13 protein-coding genes are annotated in these 19,002 nt (G+C 42.0%); 6 read left to right on the forward strand and 7 right to left on the reverse strand.

Annotation, left to right across the window (positions count from 1 at the left end; all coding sequences use genetic code 11):
• Positions 1-85: 85 nt before the first annotated feature.
• Positions 86-373: a hypothetical protein gene (locus tag ICL16_RS08100; RefSeq protein ID WP_190826340.1), complete on the forward strand. Its 288-nt coding sequence runs from the start codon at positions 86-88 to the stop codon at positions 371-373.
• 108 nt (positions 374-481) lie between these two features.
• Here the strand turns inward: ICL16_RS08100 and ICL16_RS08105 are convergent, their stop codons facing one another.
• Together ICL16_RS08105 and ICL16_RS08110 are read right to left on the reverse strand one after the other, a co-directional pair.
• Complete coding sequence (locus ICL16_RS08105) at positions 482-1,000, reverse strand: hypothetical protein (RefSeq protein WP_190826341.1); 519 nt, start codon at positions 998-1,000, stop codon at positions 482-484.
• Between the two features lie 284 nt (positions 1,001-1,284).
• On the reverse strand, positions 1,285-1,431 hold the full coding sequence (locus tag ICL16_RS08110) for a hypothetical protein (RefSeq protein ID WP_190826342.1): 147 nt from the start codon (positions 1,429-1,431) through the stop codon (positions 1,285-1,287).
• Between the two features lie 846 nt (positions 1,432-2,277).
• Here ICL16_RS08110 and ICL16_RS08115 point away from each other — a divergent pair.
• The 3 genes from ICL16_RS08115 to ICL16_RS08125 all read left to right on the forward strand — a co-directional run bounded on the left by ICL16_RS08115 (position 2,278) and on the right by ICL16_RS08125 (position 5,358).
• Positions 2,278-2,628: a plasmid mobilization protein gene (locus tag ICL16_RS08115; RefSeq protein WP_190826343.1), complete on the forward strand. Its 351-nt coding sequence runs from the start codon at positions 2,278-2,280 to the stop codon at positions 2,626-2,628.
• An 86-nt stretch (positions 2,629-2,714) separates the two neighbouring features.
• Positions 2,715-4,436 (forward strand): relaxase/mobilization nuclease domain-containing protein, encoded by a 1,722-nt coding sequence (locus ICL16_RS08120; RefSeq protein WP_238360664.1) that lies wholly within the window; start codon positions 2,715-2,717, stop codon positions 4,434-4,436.
• A 49-nt stretch (positions 4,437-4,485) separates the two neighbouring features.
• A complete protein-coding gene (locus ICL16_RS08125) occupies positions 4,486-5,358 on the forward strand; it encodes a hypothetical protein (protein WP_190826345.1) in 873 nt (290 codons plus the stop codon).
• 295 nt (positions 5,359-5,653) lie between these two features.
• Here the strand turns inward: ICL16_RS08125 and ICL16_RS08130 are convergent, their stop codons facing one another.
• The 5 genes from ICL16_RS08130 to ICL16_RS08150 all read right to left on the reverse strand — a co-directional run bounded on the left by ICL16_RS08130 (position 5,654) and on the right by ICL16_RS08150 (position 8,005).
• A complete protein-coding gene (locus ICL16_RS08130) occupies positions 5,654-5,905 on the reverse strand; it encodes a hypothetical protein (protein ID WP_190826346.1) in 252 nt (83 codons plus the stop codon).
• A gap of 451 nt (positions 5,906-6,356) precedes the next feature.
• Positions 6,357-6,551: a hypothetical protein gene (locus ICL16_RS08135; protein ID WP_190826347.1), complete on the reverse strand. Its 195-nt coding sequence runs from the start codon at positions 6,549-6,551 to the stop codon at positions 6,357-6,359.
• The gene (locus tag ICL16_RS08140) at positions 6,544-7,194 is read right to left on the reverse strand and encodes a ribbon-helix-helix domain-containing protein (protein ID WP_190826348.1); all 651 of its coding nucleotides are present in this window, start codon (positions 7,192-7,194) and stop codon (positions 6,544-6,546) included. Before ICL16_RS08140 ends, ICL16_RS08135 begins: the two co-directional genes overlap by 8 nt.
• Before the next feature lie 83 nt (positions 7,195-7,277).
• Positions 7,278-7,538 (reverse strand): hypothetical protein, encoded by a 261-nt coding sequence (locus ICL16_RS08145; RefSeq protein ID WP_190826349.1) that lies wholly within the window; start codon positions 7,536-7,538, stop codon positions 7,278-7,280.
• Positions 7,539-7,633: 95 nt separating this feature from the next.
• On the reverse strand, positions 7,634-8,005 hold the full coding sequence (locus ICL16_RS08150; RefSeq protein ID WP_190826350.1) for a hypothetical protein: 372 nt from the start codon (positions 8,003-8,005) through the stop codon (positions 7,634-7,636).
• Between the two features lie 319 nt (positions 8,006-8,324).
• Here ICL16_RS08150 and ICL16_RS45445 point away from each other — a divergent pair, with 319 nt between their 5' ends.
• The gene (locus tag ICL16_RS45445; protein WP_238360665.1) at positions 8,325-18,251 is read left to right on the forward strand and encodes a YpsA SLOG family protein; all 9,927 of its coding nucleotides are present in this window, start codon (positions 8,325-8,327) and stop codon (positions 18,249-18,251) included.
• A gap of 1 nt (position 18,252) precedes the next feature.
• A complete protein-coding gene (locus ICL16_RS08170) occupies positions 18,253-18,993 on the forward strand; it encodes a C2H2-type zinc finger family protein (protein ID WP_190826351.1) in 741 nt (246 codons plus the stop codon).
• Positions 18,994-19,002 lie beyond the last annotated feature (9 nt).

The following is a 19,002-nucleotide window of genomic DNA, read 5'->3' on the forward strand; positions in this document are numbered from 1 at the left end:
CGAAATAAATACACCGTTATTAAACAGTTTCTTTACAGCAGCTAACGCTGTTTTTACAGGAAACACATATGGAGAGAAAAATCCTATGGCTATATTCTTCGACGGCGCAACCGACTCCCTCGTATCATCAGTACTCAATTCAATCGAGTGGCGTATCCGCTACAACTTGCTAGAAGGCAGGTGTCCCGACAGTCCTGCATTCCGGCAAGTCATACCCAATGCTGTAGACAGTCGGGGTGTTTGGTTGGAATCTGGTTGCTTCCAAATCGAGTCAGCCCCCATTACTGGCTCGCAAAAGACTACGATAAGCTGGCATTCTGATGAGGGCGAAATCCGGTTCCGAATCGTTGAAATATCCCCACCACAAGACTAAATCCACAATCTAAAGCACAAACTCTACTTCAACGGTAGGGTTTGTTTTTTATTAAAGAGTGCGATCGCATTCCCTACCTCCAGAGCCAAAGCGCATCAAACCTCTTTCCTACAACCGAAATCCCGCATCCCCATTAATCATCCCTTCAGGTATCACATCTGAATCATCATCAAAAAAGCTATCGTCATCCAAATTTTGCTCTTGAGGCAATTCTTCCTTAAGGGAAACTTGCTTTGATTGTTCGTCCCTCTTCGCCTCAACACTCACCCCACCTTCACCAAAAGATGATGAAGCTGGATTTACAGCAGCAATACCCCCCGATACCACACCCTGTGGCTGTACTAACATTACTTGGGGAAATTCTCTCATCCCAAAATTATGCTTTAGCTTCAATATCTGTGCTTCTAACTGCGCGATCGCATCCACAACTGCCCGTTGCAGTTCAATTCCCCTCACCCCCGAATCATACAAACAATATGGCAGGTAGTACGACATTATCGCCGCAATCGCCAAATCACTCCCCTCTTCTGTCTCCTTCAAATAATCAAGCACCTTCCCGGAGCGAAAACTTTTCTTCCTTATTAGTCTCAATACTACTGGTGAGTCAGTATCCTGCTGTTGATTCATAAATTCTCCCAGACACTCAACTACGGTTCATAGCTCGATAAAGTCAAGTTTGCCTGTAGTAGGCTTGTAAGCAACACTACTTTAACCTACTGATACAAGTAAAGTACACCCAAGTTGTACTTAACTTACACGGAACTTAAACACAACTGTCAAAAATTCCACCAACTTACAGTTAATTCTATGTTTTAATTTACTTCTCCCTCGGAAATCATGTTGGCTAGCAGTAAAGAGGGTGACACTACAGTTAAACTGTAGTAGTACTCAAGTTGCACCTAACTTATCACCTAACCAATAAGTGCATTCATCTCACTCCAAGCGCTACAACTACCTTGTGGTAAGCTTTTGCGCTTCTCACCGCCCCATCGACGCAATCGACTGCATCTAGTAGTATTTATCCTCATCGACAAGGTATGGCTTGTAGGGTCACTCACATCAATTCCTATTCTTAATAAGCACTAGCTATTGACAATAAATAAGTAGTTTATTATAATACATTATGTACTATAAACAGAAGCGGTTAGTTGTCAGATAATGTGGGTTCGTTGAAAGGTGGCAGAATGGAAGGAGCTTTGCCAAGGCTTGCGCGATGCCGCGAAGCGGCCTGCCCGAAGGGCATCGCACACAATAAGTTTGTAGGCAATAACATTCCACAAAACGTTAATTTACTCACCAAAACTAGGTGTAGAGAAAAACTACACTCGGCAACGCTCGCCCGCCGTGACAGTGGGAAACCCGTCCGAACTCGCGCTGGCTCCCCCATACCCTACACCCTTTTTAAAAAGGGAACTACAACAGCTACAGTTAGATTTGATTTAAAGTACAGAACAAGAGGAAAAAGCGATAGCCACCGTCGATTTGTACCCGAAGGAGTGACAATACCTGCTAATTCAGTTAGATTCGACCTAATCAATTAATGAAGCTGTCCTCAATTTACGAAGTGTTCAAATTTGAATACTTCGTACCCAAATCTAGAAGGTCACAAACTTTACACTTTTATCACCAAATCTTGATAATTCTCTCCTGACAAGAAAAGCTGATACTAGGTTATATTAGGGGTTTAAAGATATATAAGTAGTTACAAGGATGCTGGTTAAAAGTATTAATCTTAATCAAAAAGAATTAACCATACTAGTGGGGCTGGATTCGATTGAATGGGTAGTATTGCCATTGATGAGGGCATTTTCACCACAGGTGCAGTCTAACCCCCTGCAGAGTACTTCCTACCTCTAGTGCAGTACAAAGATAGCTGATTAGTTCCCAACTTACATGGACAACGTATGGTAAACGATCTTATCAAGAGAACCAAATCAATAAAGGTATACCTTTTTGAGTTGGAAAAAGCCACCATTGAGGAGAAAGCCGCCGCGACGGGACAAACAGCATCAGAGTACCTGCGCTCGTGTGGGTTGAGGCGGGTGCTAGTAGCCAAGCCATCCGCCGATTTGATAACCGTGCGTGCGACGGCAGGAACCCTCAAAAGCGAACTGATGCTGCTAATGCACCTCGGTGTTGAGACAAACAACCAGCAAATTATCAACACTGTCGAGAATGCGATCGCGCTCGTAGATAAAACCATCGCTGCTGCGTTTAACCTAGACATTCCCTACCCCCTACCCCCTACTCCTTGATTCCCGTCATCTACAAAAAACCGAACTTTCTCGACACGCTCAAGTATGTCTTGGGGAAGGAGGATGCTGCGATCATCGATACCAACATGATGGGAACAAGTCCGCACTCCTTTAACGAACAGTTCCTCAGTACTAAATACACCAACAAAGCAGTCAAACGGCAGTGCGCCCACCTTATTATTGCGATCGCACACCGTCCTGACTACCACGAGCATTTGTCCAATAGTCAGTATAGTTATGTGGCGAGGGAATTCCTTAGAGACATGGGGTATTTGCTCAAGGACAAAGCATCCCATGCTACGAGTCAATTTGTAGCAGTGCGCCACCATGACCGATCCCACGAACACTTGCACATAATCGCTTCCCGGATTCGGTTAGATGGTAGCTTAGTTAATGACTCTTACGACTATTTCAACTCCCAGGTTTCAACTAGACGAATAGCAGCAGAATTGGGATTGGAGGTAACACCAACGACAAATGAAGCCGTCGCCTCTAGGTTAAAACAAGAGTACGAGATTACCGTCCCCACCAGTCCCAACCGCTCGAAAAGTATAAGGGCAATCAACAGCTTGCACAAAACCCCGACGAGTAAGGAGATTATTCGTGAAGCGATAGGGGAAGCTATTAAAGATAGCCCTACCATCTCTACTTTTATCCAAAGACTGGAGGAAAACAACATTGGGGTATTACCCAAAATGAGGGGAGATGAGCTACTCGGCTTTACCTACATCCACAATGATGTCAAAATTGCAGGTTATCAAGTATACAAACCATACAGTTGGAACAAACTGCAATCTAAATATGGGCTATCTTACGACCAAAGCCGGGATAGTGGCATACTGCAATCATGCACCAAGCAAGCGATCGCCTATATTAATAATTTGTCATCGCGTGAACCAGAATATACTGCCCACAAACCAACCAATAGCAATACAAGCGGCAGCAGTGGTGATACAGATAGTAACACAACACATCTACCTTCCTTGAGTATTAATAGTGCGGCTTCAAATCAAGATTTAATAATTACACTAGTTGTAGAAGAAGGCATAAGGCAGGAGACACGAGGTAAAAGGAAGAAACCACAACCCTCGGTACAATCACCAAAACCGGAAGAACTGCCTCAATTGGAGCCGATAGTAAACCAAAATCCTCCCACACCAGTTGAAGTTGAAGCGATTGTAGAACAACTGCCGACGGGGTTACAACAGGAAGAAGTGGTACAGCCAACCCCAGTCAGAGAACTTTTTAAAGTTGAGACTCAACAGAAACATAAGAAATTTGCCCAAAGGGAGGAGCCTATTAAAGCTTCCCAAACCCTTGTACCCTCTCACTCGCTAGAAGAACAACCAATAATTAGTCTTGATGAACTAGCACTGGCACATTCTTACGTTTCAGAAGAGGGCATCACGACCGAAAGTGAAGTGTCCAAAGAAACAGAAGAATATCCCCCCACACAGTTGCAACAACCGCACGACGCTTCCCTTACCCTTGCTTCTACTGGGTTGCTTCCTAAAGAAGAAAAGATCGCTTCTACCTTATCTTCAGTCATCACTGAGTACATGCTTGCAGCAAATAGTCCCCGAATTAGAGGTAAGGAGTTGAGTGCAAGCCAGGATGGGGATATCCTAACTGTTTGGCGACACTCTGATGATACGCCTGTGATGCGAACCCGAAAAAGTGATGGCAAGTGGTATGAAGAAATACCCACCCGACTTACTGAGAGTGAAATCAAGCAGATTGAAAGCCTTAAGAGATATATCCAACAAGCGCAAGTCAAGTCACAATCCCAAGCAAGGATGGAACTTTGAGTGAACTATAGCATAGAATAAAGTTCTAGTAAACCTTACTAGAATAATTATGCTTGACTACAAGCAGTCACTGCCGGGTGGGATTAATCCGTTTGAGTTGCCATCTATTGATTTGAGCGAACGTGCCACATTGTCGCCCATCGCCGCTGTGTATTACTGCATTGGAGAAGACGACAGGATACTGTTTATAGACTGCACCCGCAACCTGAATCAAAAGTGGATTGCCAACAAACAGTACACACATTTGGCGACGATAGCAGGTGTTCGCATTGCGTGGTTAGAGGTGGATGAGCCAGATGAACTGGAAGGCATCAAACAAGCCATGATTGAGTATTGGGAACCCATGCTTAATGATTGGCGCTACAAGTTACAGCAGATCCGAGATTTAACCATAGATGGCTGGCATGACTTTCAAAAGGTAAATCTGGAAATTTGGGCGACATACCGTGATGCCGTGATGCCGACCCCAGTGCCAGAAGAAATTGCCACTGTCTACCGAAAGGCAATTAAGGATGCAGCAGATGAATTCAAAAAAGTCAAATCCCAAGAACGTCGCCAACAACTTGAGCGACTGCGAACCGAAATACGCGAGCTGGAGCGCAACGGGTTTGTCCCCCCAGCAGGATGCTACCTCAGCACTTATAAAGTCAAAAAACCTTATGGCACCTACGAGTACTGGAAGCTATGGAGTAAGTATCCCGTGTTCCCTGCCAGGATGAACAGTCTTCAGGCTGCATACTGGCAAAGTCAGGGTAAGGACTACATGAAAGAAGGGAAGGTCAAAACCATGCATCTGGGTAGGACCGACAGTATCACCTATAACTTGGCAGTGCAGGGACTTCAGACTCGCAAGCGCATCGAAGGATTGCAACGGGAGATTGAGGTGCTGCTGTGGAGTCTGGATGATGAAGAGGAGGAATAAGAGCGAGTAATATTCTAGCAATATTTACTAGAACAATGTTAAAAGCGATCGCTTTTAACGCGGTTTCCACAGGGAGCGGTTGCCGCGATGCTCCCACGCTTGAGTGTCGCAGTTTGTAAATGCTGACTTATCATTATTTCTTGTTAAACTTGTACAACCTACCGTATTGTCTCGTAGTCTTGTTCAAAAATAAAATAGGACTCCTATAGTTGATTTGAAAACATATTGGTAGAGTTCCGTTCCGGAGCGAAGAAAGTTGACAGTAACAAATAAGCTAATGGCAATTTGCTGTCTCTCATAAATCGAAATAGCTCCATCTCACACTAGCTGGATTACGCAACGAATAAACTTTGATATAATCAGGGATTCGAGCGCGGTAAGTTATTTCTTCCCGCCAGTTGAGCCGCTCAAGAGCAGAAATAATGTGATAGGACTTTACGTCACTAATCGCGGCAATTATATCGCCAGCAGTACATTCTTTGATCTTTAATTCTGCTTTAATTCGTAGGTCAAGTTTGTGTTTTTGTTCTTCACTAAGTGTTTTCATTATTATCACCTTGGTGGTCATCCTGTAAATGTTCCATTGCGGCGGCTAACGTCTCGTAGGGCGACTCTTAGCAGCCCCAGGAATAGATTGCTGTTGGAGCAATGGGGACAGGGTTTATTTTGGGTCTATCAAAGATTGATAGGGTGTAATAATATTTGTTTTTGAGAGTGGGGTGGGGATAGATATTTATCTTTTTAGCCCCTCGGTTTAAAGTTTTTGTGGTGATTGGGTTCGTCATGTTTCTGTACATCCAAAGTTTGTTGATTTCAATTAATAATGGCAATTTATATCGTAATACGTAGCCCGTACAGTAATATCAACATCTCTCTCCTGACACCGAATACTAAATTCCTCAAAGCTGGATAATTGAAGAATAGGAGGCATTCCGCTCCAAGTTTATCCTAAGTAATTTATGAAAATTAAAATTGTTTTATAATCATTCGACATTTTATTAATTAGGTTTTTCTGCATTTAATTTCAATTTGATATACAACCTTTTAAACTTTGAATCGCCTCGATTATTATAATAGTTAGACTTTTCATAAATAGTGATTAGCTGGCGCTTCTCCATTTCCTCCAAAAACCACACCCATTTATCAAGATCCTCTGGCGGAGCAGATATCCGAAATTCGTTGATTTCACTCATCGTCTTCTCCCCTCTCATACCAATTCCAAAAGTCGGTTTCGGTGGTTTCGTCAAGGAACTCTGTAAATCTTTGCTGCCAGTAAGGGGTGTCTGTTACATCCTGCTGGATCTGCTTGCTCTCAGGTGTATCAGAAAAGGGTAAGGGTAATTCATCAAAGCGGGATTCGAGATTCGCGATCACGCTTGCCAACACCCCAAACTGCTGCTGCACCTCCTGAAACTGTTGCGCTAATTGGTCATCCCGCAAGCAGATTTCCCCCATCAAAGCGATGCCTTGATCGTTGAGCCGCTGCTTGAGGTGTTGCTCTTCAGCCAGCTTGACTGGTGACTGTGGCACGGGTGCTGGAGGAGCGGACAACTTATCTACCTGCTGTTGCAGCTGCTGAAACATTTTGATCAAAGTCCCAAACCGCTCATCAAATCTTTGTTCTAATGCTTGCAGGTCATCTTTCGACACCAAGTTAGTGTCGAAAGGCACTGGTGTAGCCGCTTCTGCTGTCAATTCACCGCGACGTTCCAAGAATTCCTGGAGCGCTTGGCGCAAGACTTCGGCTTCTGTCCGGTTTGTTTGTTTGGCGATCGCTTTTACTTTTTCCGCCCACTCAGGGGGAACCCGCGCTGCCAGCATTGGAGACGTTGCCATAATGGGGGTAGTGATATCACGTCCTTTTATAAAATAGCGGAAAGCAATGCTACAAAGCGATATCACTGTTATCAAAATATAAGCTAATTAATCAGTCGTAACTCAATAAAAAAGAAAAACTCCTCCCCCTTCTCAACGTGAAAACAACCACTTTCGATCAATGCGTGCCAACAAGGATTAAAGTTGGCAGTCAATTTCTGCACGATATTTTCATGAACATACCAGCGTTGCGGCTCGTCGATATCCACCCCATAATGCGCAAGTTCTTCATAGCCAAGAGTTTCCAGGTGAGCGAAGAAAGTTGATAAAAGCGAATAAGCAAGTGGTAATCTGCTGTCCCTCATAAATCAAAATATAATTAGCATCACAATAACTAGAAATTGCCCCAGGAATTAGACCTTGCCTTATAACAACTTCCCTAGTCTCAGTATTTACAAATCTAAGCTGATGAACTGAAAAAATACAATAAGTAAATTTGAGTACAAATTATAGATTTCAGATAATTTAAGGAAATAGAAGTTACTACTTCATCAAAGCTATATAACCAAAGAAGTAATAGCTGTGCTGTATCCAAAATCATGTAGCGCCGCAACCAAACACGCAGCGCATTATTAGTAAAATAATAATCATAGCATAAAACACCACTAGTGTGTCTATAAACACGGGTTTTACGCATCTTAGTCGATAAAACCTGAATCTTTCGCAAACTAGAATCCAAGGGCTGCTGTGGAAAAACAAAACGCAACACGCCCGATACTAACCAAAATAAACCCTCTTGGTCGGCAAAAGCCTGCCGCACCGCAACAGTCAAACTCTTGTATATCCATTAGTATTCGCACGTCAAACAACTTGAAAAAAATAATGCTTCAGCCCAAACTAAGTCCTTTGCCAAAGCAGGTGTATATTTTTACTTTATTCCAGAAATAGTCAAGACGTAAATCTGCTCTTTTTAGCGTTTATACTAATTTAAAATGTATTTATTATTACAAGAATTTTAAATACATAAATCAGAAAATTATTAGATGTATTTTGAGAATGTAAGAAGTAAAATCATGCTAATAGATTTTTATTTAAATTAACTAATAATTTTCCTAATAAATTTTTACTTAAATTAACTGATAATTTCAAAAATGACTATTCAAGCTAAACATTTTGATACTAGATTAAATCAATGGATTCATACCGATGGTAATACTAATAACCCAAATTCACTCTTAAAAGAAGAACTTAACAATACCCTACTAGAACATTTCTTTCCTGGGGTAAACTTTTCGTTCGGACATATGGACGAAAAGTCTACTGCTCGTCAGCTAGAACAGCACCCTGAAGGACACAAATTATTACTATCATCAAAAACTCGGTTATTATATGGACCGTCCGAATGTCTAGACACAATTAGACAATTATGCCCAGACAATAAAGATAGAGGTGCTTATGGTTCTATTTTTCTTGGGTCATGTGAAAATGCCGTCAACCGAGAGTTAAACATCTTGATTGTTGATGACAGTAATGGTGAAAATGGCGGCATCATTAACAATGACCAGGCATATCGACTAACTGGCGACTGTTACGGGCAAATCTCCACAGAATTATATCACGAACTTACCAACCACTTTGAAGGTGATAAATACCGCGTCATCCAGCACCGCTTCGGTTGGACTGACCAGGACGGGGATGACACAAAATACCGCTTCGGCAAAGGTACACTGCGCCCTGCAAACCTCGACCAAATCCTCGACCATCAAGACCCCAATAACCAAACTAAAGTTGACTTAATTCTTCCTATATCTGCTTTCAAAGGAACCGATAAAGATAACCCCAATGGCCCAACCAAACCTCAAATTCAACCAGGGCTATATCAGCAAAATATTTGGTTAGGGGAAAAATCCCAGTCTGAACTCGGAAAAACAGCTATCTCGCAGCTGCTTGCCTCCTTCCCAAATGGAGTAAAAGACTTTACCGAACAGTTAGAACTTGAAGCTAAAAAACTTAAAGAAGCACAGGACGATCCCCGACAACTTGCCCAACTTTATTGCGAAAAGTACGAGTTACGGAAAGCCTTTCTAGAGGAACAAGCTACTACACTTGAGGAACAAGCCGAAAGCGATTCAACAGTAGCATCCGAGTTAGAGACACTGCGCGATCGCCTTACTACTGACTCGTTCATTTACAAACTCATCAAAGCTGATCTGCTTGGAGTTGGACAGCTGCTGGAAACCGAGAAGGTACAGCGAGAACTCGCCCGGTTCGTCCAAAACGAGTGGAAGGAAATTGCCATCGGTAAAACACTCACGTTTGAGCGGGCAATGGTCATTCCCTCCAAAGACCTGCAAAATGGCGAAATCTCCATCCCCCATTACCAAGATGGAGAACAAGTCCTTAACTTTCGCTCCCCCTTCCTCAACTCAAATGGTTTGTGCGTCTCAACTAACAAAGTAGTTAATGACATACTTGGACCCGATGGCAAACCCCTCGCAGGTGTTATCGCTGTCTCGGATGTTTCAAGCGATCGCATTTACAATCGCTTAAACTCACAAATTAAATCTATTCTTCCCGAAGCCCAAGGGAAAAGTCTTCAACTAAAAGGTATTGAAAATTACTTAGACCAAAATATCGGTAAGCTCGAAACCAAAGATAAAATAGAATTTACCTACAAGTTTAACGAGTATATTAAAAAACTTCAATCTGCAGGTTACGAACTAGAAATTCTTCCCCAAGAGTCCGAACAAGAGCGACAAGCCCGCGATTACGATGGTGACTGCATCGGATTCAAGCAAGCTTGCAAGTATCCCAACCTCACAGCCGAGGCTCTTGAGCGTAACCTACCCGAAAACGCTTACGACCCAACTGTTAAACTCAAAAAACAATCTTTCTATCAGGAAGACGGTAGCCAGCCTGAGTTTGAAGAAATCGCTATCCACATGAGCGATGGCATGAGCGTAGGTGTTATCAACAATCACCTTACCTCAATCGAAGCGCTAGAGTCAGAAATTACCATATTGAAAAACTTTGGTAGTGAGAAAGACCAAATTGACTACGTACAGCTTGTAGCCAAACACTACGAAGATTTATTCAAAACAGAAGCTTGGGCAAAATCTAAGGGAATCGAAGGTAAGGAGGTTCCCGACAAGTATCGCGCTTCCTTGTCCGAGTTTGTCCAAAAAGCCCTAAAGGAACCCCTCACTCAGGACAATGCCTTGAAGGCAATGAGCGTCAACACGAAAATGTACCGCGAAATGATTGCCGAAGCAGCATTTCAAAACCAAATTGCGGTTGACCTCTTCAAAAGTGCCAAAAAACCCGAAATGGAGATTATCCGCAGTAACAGTCGGATTCTCCACCGGGAGGTCAACTACATTAAAGATAAAAAAAAAGATGTCTATATCGATGAAACCATCAAACCAACTGGATACTCACCTGTTGAATTACTAATTGCTAAAACTAATCAATATTTTGAGAAAGCTCGGCTCGAATCACGGGAACTCGTCCAATTTCAAGATTTATTTAAAGGGGTTGAATTTTCAAATTCACAGCGCTTACAATGCACCATAGCAAAGAAAGAATTTGACGAATCATTCAACCTAGCTAATCAAATATCTAGACAAAAAGAAACAGAAAAGGGACCATTGGCAAAAATTACCCTTGCTAATGGCAACCAAGTAAGTGTAACTAACCTTCTACAGTATGATAGCGAGTTCATCTGGAAGGCTAAAAAAATTACGTTCAAGCTATCAGAAACACCAGAAGAAAAGCGCAATAGCAACCGCCCGCATAAATATGTTGTCTATGCTCAAATCAATGATGAAACTGAGAACGGTAAACCTAAGTTTAGAGCATTAGGAACGCTTGCTAAAGAGCAGGAAAACAAACTGGAAGAAATAGGAATTACTCCTAGACAAGAAGTAACCTCTAACAAAATATCCTTCCAACCTGAACTAAGTGAAGGACAGATTAAACTTCTCTACCAAAAAGCTTATCAAGCAGCAGAAGAGTTTTATAATTCGATTCCCTCAGATCAGAAACTAGCAATGGCGGCTGCCACATGGGCAGTATCAACTACGAGGGAAACTAGCAATAATGATACCACTCAGAAAAAAGTATCAAACTTTGCTTTTGCTACTTTCCCTAAAGAAATTATTAATCAACTTGATAACTTACAATTTACTGAAGTTAAAATTACCGGATTTGAACGGAATAGTAAAGTATTTTATGAAGAAAATCAAAATCAAACGCTAGAAATTCGCTTCAACATTACAGAAGCTGGAAAAAGCGTTGTGGAAATCAAGAATGAGGACGGGGAGTACCAGACTTTTGGAAATATAGAAGGTAATAGCGGAAGATTACCTATCGATACCACTGCTAGCGCCATTATAGAGAAGGGAGAAATATACACTAATTCTGTCACTACCAAAATCCCTGGATTACCTGAATTTACATTTAAAGTAGGAGAAGCCAACCGATTTGAACTCAAAGATAGGAGATTTCATAATGAAGTTGCTGCTTTAACTATTGAACGAGTCAACTTAACTCGTGAAGATTATACTATATATATTCAAGAAGGAAATAAGCAGGAAAAACTAGGAAACATCGATAAAGATTCCCTGAAAGAAGCTATTAATCAAGGGTGGTTAAAGGAAAAACCAGGCGAAGGTCAACAATTACAACTTAAAATTCAATCTATTACTACAGGTCAAAACGCATACGCTATCGGCAAAACACCTGAAGGAAAACTGCTACGAATAAATATTACCAATCAAAAGTATAAGAAAAAAGAGATTAACGATCAAGAATATAGAAATATATCCGTTAAAGCTTTTGATAAAAAATACGTTTATATTGCTAAAATCGGAGAACAACCTCTGGGAATTATCGGGCAGCATAAGGAACGTTTAGAACGCGCTTTTAATAATAACTCACGCTACAGCCAATACAATCGCCAGGATTCATCTAGCAGCGTTATACAACAGCTAATTGATAGAGGATATCTTAGAGAAGACCAGACGAAAGTAACTATTCCCGTACAGATTACTAGCAATGAAAGTACCTGTAAGATAACTATCAATCCGGAAAAAGTACAGTATCCTGACCAGTGGATTAAGCGCAGTCAGCTTATAAGTAACGAGCGACCTATCAGAAGCGAACAGCAGGATAAAAGTAATCAAATACTTGCTAAAATTAACGAACGTCCTACAATAATGTTCCAAGATGAAGAACAAAAATTAGTAGGATTAGTAGGACTAGTAGTTGATGAAAACATAGCCGAAAGAACAAAAAAGTATTTAGAAAAAGTAGGAGTATCATACGAACAGCTTCCCACGTCACAAGCTCGGTTAGAAACCAAAAAAGGCATGACTGTATTCATACTTGATGAAAGTACTATTAGTGATGAGTTAAAACAAACATTTATTGACCGCGCAGGTGGTAATATCAAAAGTGCAGTTACTCCCTCACAACCCACCCCAATTATTCCCGAACAAACTGTATATTTCTACAACCAAAACCAACAGTATAGTTCCGCAAATGGGTTACAAGTAGAGACTAAAGAGGCTATAGGAATAGTCGTACCCGCACAAGATGCGATTGCTGTAGCTAATTGGTTAGAATCCAAAAGTGTTGAAAATAATTACTTTGTTGAAAATAATACAGCTACATTTATTATCACTAAAACTGAAACTAATGAAGAACTAAGCCAAGAATTAAATGCTTTAATTGGGGAAGTTATTAACATTGGCGAAATTGATGGCTTTGACCGTTACGAACAACTAAGTGCAGAACTCAATCAGAAACTTGAAACTCAAGACAGTCTCCTTCCATCAAACCAAACTTCACCAGGCAGCAAATACAAACAAGCGCTCAAAGCACTACCTAACCGTCCAAAAGAACTCAGTCAGTCAGAAACACCAATACCAATTGTTCCTGCAAAACCAATTGAAGAAGAAGTCAAATCAACTCAACCTGATATTGCTGTACAAGCTAGCAGCGCAACGAAAAAACTTGCGGAGAATAGTGCATCCCAAGCCAAAGCAGCAGAAACTAGAAAGCAGGTTGAAACAGTACTTCAAAATAGCACTGGCTCACTTAACTCAGGACAAAAAGCAGCGCTTGTAAAAATGGTTGCGTTTTCTCAGCAACCTGTTAGCGGTCATGTCAAAGACAATGAGTTCCTGTTAACAGGTTACGCCGGAACCGGAAAAACCTACGTAATTCAACAGCTGCTCAAAACACTCGAACAAAGCGGACACCAGACAAGAATTTGCTTCACCGCACCTACCAACAGCGCGGTAAAAGTATTGCGTGAAATGGCTGAATCTCAAGGAATTCAAGCCGAAACCAAAACTACGCACTCGCTCCTTGGACTCAAGGAAAAATACAACGAACTCACAGGCGAAGTATACTACGATTGTGATAAAAAAGAAAGAAGTAACCAGCACCTCAAGTATGACATCATCGTCGTTGATGAGGGGTCGATGGTCAATAAAGCGCTGTACGAAAAACTTGAAGAAGTCGCAAAACAGGGCGTAAAGGTTATTTACATGGGCGACAAAGCCCAGCTTCCTCCAGTCGGCGAACCTGAAAGCCCAATATTCCAAATCGAAAACTGTGCTGACTTAACTGAAGTTATGCGCTACGGTGGCGATATCGGTAAAACCGCCGAAACAATCCGCAACAACCTCGATACCGACAATCCCGAACCCATTCGCACTTGTAGCGACGGTACTATTGTTGCTGTTTCTAAAGAAGAATTCAAAAATAAAGTTACCGAGCTATTCTCCTCTGAAGAGTTTAAACAAGATAACAGCAGCATCAAAGTTATCGCCTACACCAACAATCGTGTAGATCAAATTAACACTTTAGTCAAAGAACAATTATTTGGTAAAGATAGCCCGGAATATGTATCAGGAATGCGGATTATTGCCCGTGAATCAGCGACCAAAGACAATGGGGAAACTGTAGAAGTTCTCCTACATAACTCGGAAGAAATGACAATCACTGAAGCCGAACAAATTCAGGAAGGAAAATATAAAGTATGGAAGCTCCAGGGTAATAACGAAGAAAACCTTGTTGTAGAATTTAAGGTGATTGCCCAAGAAAGTAAAGAAGATTTTAAGAAAGATGCAGACCGTTTATGGAAGCAAGAATTTGCAAAACCCGTAAGCGATAGAAATTTCAGCATTCCAGTCAGTTTTCAAAAACAATATAGCGATATTCGTCCAGCCTACGCAATAACAGTTCACAACTCTCAAGGTAAAACTATCAAAAAAGGACTAGTTGATGAAACTAACATCAACTACCGCCTAAAACTAGCTCTCCAAGAACAAGACCCAGAAGAGCGCACACGAGGTATCAAAGAACACAACCAACTGCGCTATGTCGCAATGACCCGGTTTAAAGAGCAAGTGTTCGTTCTTAATGCTGAACGCGAACGGGAAGTTGAAGCGTTAAAACTTCAACAAGCTAAGGCTACACTGAAAGCGCCTACTTCCCGGAATCTCAGTTTCGGTGAGCAACCCCAGGGACAAACTAACAGTAAACCACTAGGTAATACTATAGAAACACCAGGAAACGGAAATCAATTAATAAGCTTGCCTTCTTCAAACCAAGCTGATCAAACGAAAGCTATCGAAATCCTGGGTAAAATTAGTCCAGAAAAAGTCGAAACACTCAAATACCACCTGGAAAGCCACCTCAAACCCTTACTTGAGGAAGATAAATCGAACTACGCGCCCGGACGACAGGTTGCATGGGTAGGCGCAAAGTGGGATTTAAAAGACAAAAACTTTAAACCAGGAGTACAAGACGATGCGCTAATGCAGCTCGTCAAGCAGGTATACCCTGATGCCAACATCGTACTCGTCACCTACTCACAACAACCAGGAACTGGGATCAGCTACCACCGCGATGACTCCTACGCCGCCGTCGAAGCGCGCAGCATTAATATTGGAAATTCAGAGTGGGGGTATCGCGCTGCTAAGGAACAAATGGCATGGACTAAGGAGGAAAATACAGCCGCGACTTACCAAGAATTTAAACTCGAATCGGGTACAGTAACACGGTTTAACTGCAAAAACGAACACGCTGCTATCAACACCGAAGCCGGGAGATGGTCAATCAACATATGGTCAATTAAAAACGACCATAGCAAAGAAAATAGCGTTCGCGCCAAATTTGAAAACTTCCTCGCCTCCAACCAACCTCCCCGTGCAGTAGTCGTAAGGTACAATGACCTCACTATCAAGGGTAACGAATGGACACCAGGGGGAGTGATTAAAGTAGAACGTAGTTATAACTCCCTAAAAGAAGCGACTCAAAACACACCCGCATCCTCTGCAAAGCAGCCGAGTGTAGAAGAACTTATCGCCATTGGGAATCAAACTACAGCGCGCGCTGCCAATCCTCAGATTCCAGAAAACCCCACTATATCTGGAAAACCAGTACCAATGGTTTACTCGTTACACATGCACGGCGAACCTGATAAAGTACCAGTAAGCACGACCATCGATGCCATGCGCGGACAGGGTAGAATACACACGACTAGGGGGGTAGACTACCAAAAAACTTATGGCATCAAAGAGGGAGATATTGCGATCGCACGGGGTAAGGATGGCGAACAAGTAGCTTTCCGGGTGGGCAAGCAGTACGAAATTACCCCCCAGATGATTCAAAATCCCGACTACCAACAAGCTTGGGCAAATTGGGAGAAGCATTCAGCAAAAGAACTTACCCAAACCCAGGCAAGCAAGAGTAAGGTATATGGGTTATTTATGGAACCGCTAGGGGATTATGTCAACGGCAAGATTGTGCCGTTCCCATCCGTACAACAGCAAACTGCCTCTCCCGCAAATATCAGCCCCAACTCCAACGATGGACTCTTAGCAGCACTCGCCAATGCCACTGCACTCGCCAAAGAACAAGGTACACTACAAAACGATTACCAGGTTTCAATCAATAACAACCCAGAAGCTGCAGCCGGACGCTATGGGGTAGAAACCCACTTGCAGAAGCCGTTATGTGTAGCATACGCATCTGCCGAACACGCATTCAATCACCAGAAGCAGTTAAATCCCTCAGCTGATGAGTACAAACTGATGGTAGAGGTACTCCAGGCTAAACTCTCTCAACACCCCCGGCTAATTGATGCGATCGCCAAAAGGGGTGGAGTCGAATGGCTAGAAAACTGCACCAATATTACCAACGCCCAAGACAAACAGTGGGAAGGCAAGGGAAAAGAATCAGCATTCATCCGTGCCCTCACCGAAGCGTACAGCAATGTAGTTGAAGCAAAACAAGAAGCCGACGTAACCTTTCAACAACACAACCCCAAGAGTTTGACGACGCAAGTGCAACCTTCAGAGTCGGAAACAGTTACACCTACCGAACAACAAAAAGCGGAGCGAAAAGAAATTTCATCTAGCAATATTGCTTTTAGGCAAATTACAGTTATTAGTGGTGGACAAACCGGGGCAGACATGGGAGGACTTATTGGTGCAGCTTCTTTAGGACTGCCCACTGGAGGCACCGCTGCTGCTGGTTACATAACTGAAGCTGGTTCTAAAAAAGAAGAACTGCAAAAATATGGTCTAAAAGAAGGAGAACCAGGAAATACCGCAGCCGAAACATACGATAAGCGTACCATCGAAAATATTAGAAATTCGGATGGTACAGCCATCTTTGGAGATGTCAACAGCCCAGGCTCCCGGCTTACGGCGAAAGTTGCTCAGTCCACGGGCAAGCCAATACTACACGTCACCCTCCAAACCACTCTCTATCAACCACAACAAGCCGCAGAACAACTCCGTAACTTTGTTGAGTTCAATAATATCCAAGTCCTCAATGTTGCCGGAAACCGAGAAAGCAAAGCACCAGGGCTGCAAGTCGCCGTCGCCCAAATCGTAGAAATGGGACTTGCATACGAACGTGAGCGTTCGGCACAAACAAATAACCAAAGTGCAAGTTCTTCTGTAACCAATAAGACAAAACGCTCAACTGAAGTAGCCCCCGGAATCAACCTCAACTCTCGCAGTCAAGATCCACTAGGGGCTGCGCTTACCAGCACAACTGTCAAATCCAAACAAGTAAACGCCATTGTCAACGATTACCCTGTTTCGTTCCGCGACAATAAAGAAATGCCCGCCGGAACATACGGTTCGGAAACCTACACACAACCTAAAGCACAAGGAGAACCTTTCCTCTCCGCCGAACAAGTTTTCTACGCCTACAAAGAAACTGTCCCTTTAGGAGAACCCAGGATACAGCTAATGGCAGAAATTCAACAAGCAAAGCTTGAACAACACCCCAAACTTGTTGAAGCAATCAACGAACGAGGAGGTACTCAATGGCTAGACCAATGCAGCTACTACGTCTCTAATGGTAACAACTACTGGGAAGGCAAAGGTCAAGAATCACCCTTTATTAGAGCGCTAACTCAAGCATACATTAACGTTCAAGAAAAAATAGAAACCAAGGAACAATTACCAACTACCGCAGCTACCAGGCAAGAGGTTCCCCAAAAAACGGATATCGAACAAGCATTTACTTCCAAAATGCCAAAGTCACAAGTTGGAGTTATGGATGCAACACTTGAACGCATCAAACAAAATACCGTCCAAAATCTTAATGACTGGTATGAAGCTGCTCAAAAGCTTGGTAAATCACAAAAATATCTTAACAGAATTCAGTCAGTAAAAAGCGAGTATATAAATGAGGGAGTTAGCCTTGAAAACGCCTTTAAGGCAATGTCAAGAGATATTAAAGAATTAGAAAAAATAAATGAGATAACTAGTCTTGCCCAACGTATAGTTAAAACTGTTGGTACTGAAGATATTAATGGCATCATGAGTGTAAAGACGGAAAATTATAAAAATTATCAGATAGCTACTAAGGTTCAGGAGCAGACTTATTTAATTAAAGACAAAGATGATAATGTAGTACTATACGTAAAAGGGGGAAAAACTCAGACAAATAATATCATTGATGAAATATTACTGGACTTTAGATTCATGAATTATCGCATTGAAAATAGTCTAAATAACGTCAAAAAAGAACTTGTGGAGAAATAATATGAACGCCTTGATAGAAGCAGCTAGAGAAGAAAAAGTTTCGTTGGCAATGATTGCATACATAGCACGCGAAGCCATCAAAGAGTTAAACATCTCCAAAGAGAAATTTGAGGAAGCAAGACGCAACCCTCCTACAGCCGAAGAACAAAGAGATGCTGCAAAAAACTTTACTATATTTAGCAAGGAAATTAGCGAACAAGTTCAAGAATTAGATAAATTAGCATTAGGAGACTTGAAGGATGATCAACTACAGACCCAACAGCCAGAGAAGCTGCTAGAGCAAAATAGTACAAATTTTGATAATGATAAAAAAGACGATGATAGCAACAATAATGGCGAAAAATTAAAAGAAGAAAGCAATAAAATTGCTGTTATAAAAGCAGTAAATGTGCAACAATTTGTTATCCCTGTAATAGTACAACGCCTTGCGCAGTTAGGTAGATCTGATAAAGAAAATATAGTATACGAAGGGCAGGATTACACTGCATCTCTACGTCTGGAAAAAGATTATCAAACTCTCAGCCTTGACCGTAACTCTCCTACGAACGAAGAAGCTAGGGAAGCGCTTTTAGCCTCTAAAAACTCTAATGAGCAGGAGTATAGTATTGTCATCAACAACCTAACCCAAGAGGAATTCGAGCGCTTTAAAGCATTATTTAAAGAGGAACAAGTACGCAAGGAGGAAAAACAGCAGGCTGAGTTTCCCGTGCAAATAAAATCCAACTCCGTGATAGAAAGTTAAAAAATAACC

Source organism: Iningainema tapete BLCC-T55 (assembly GCF_014698965.1).
Classification (GTDB): Bacteria; Cyanobacteriota; Cyanobacteriia; order Cyanobacteriales; family Nostocaceae; genus Iningainema; species Iningainema tapete.

Excerpts from the sequence above, each read along its gene's own strand:
- ICL16_RS08100 (WP_190826340.1), top strand. The coding sequence starts at position 86 with ATGGCTATATTCTTCGACGGCGCAACCGACTCCCTCGTATCATCAGTA.
- ICL16_RS08105 (WP_190826341.1), bottom strand. The coding sequence starts at position 1,000 with ATGAATCAACAGCAGGATACTGACTCACCAGTAGTATTGAGACTAATA.
- ICL16_RS08115 (WP_190826343.1), top strand. The coding sequence starts at position 2,278 with ATGGTAAACGATCTTATCAAGAGAACCAAATCAATAAAGGTATACCTT.
- ICL16_RS08120 (WP_238360664.1), top strand. The coding sequence starts at position 2,715 with ATGATGGGAACAAGTCCGCACTCCTTTAACGAACAGTTCCTCAGTACT.
- ICL16_RS08125 (WP_190826345.1), top strand. The coding sequence starts at position 4,486 with ATGCTTGACTACAAGCAGTCACTGCCGGGTGGGATTAATCCGTTTGAG.
- ICL16_RS08130 (WP_190826346.1), bottom strand. The coding sequence starts at position 5,905 with ATGAAAACACTTAGTGAAGAACAAAAACACAAACTTGACCTACGAATT.
- ICL16_RS08135 (WP_190826347.1), bottom strand. The coding sequence starts at position 6,551 with ATGAGTGAAATCAACGAATTTCGGATATCTGCTCCGCCAGAGGATCTT.
- ICL16_RS08140 (WP_190826348.1), bottom strand. The coding sequence starts at position 7,194 with ATGGCAACGTCTCCAATGCTGGCAGCGCGGGTTCCCCCTGAGTGGGCG.
- ICL16_RS08145 (WP_190826349.1), bottom strand. The coding sequence starts at position 7,538 with ATGAGGGACAGCAGATTACCACTTGCTTATTCGCTTTTATCAACTTTC.
- ICL16_RS45445 (WP_238360665.1), top strand. The coding sequence starts at position 8,325 with ATGACTATTCAAGCTAAACATTTTGATACTAGATTAAATCAATGGATT.
- ICL16_RS08170 (WP_190826351.1), top strand. The coding sequence starts at position 18,253 with ATGAACGCCTTGATAGAAGCAGCTAGAGAAGAAAAAGTTTCGTTGGCA.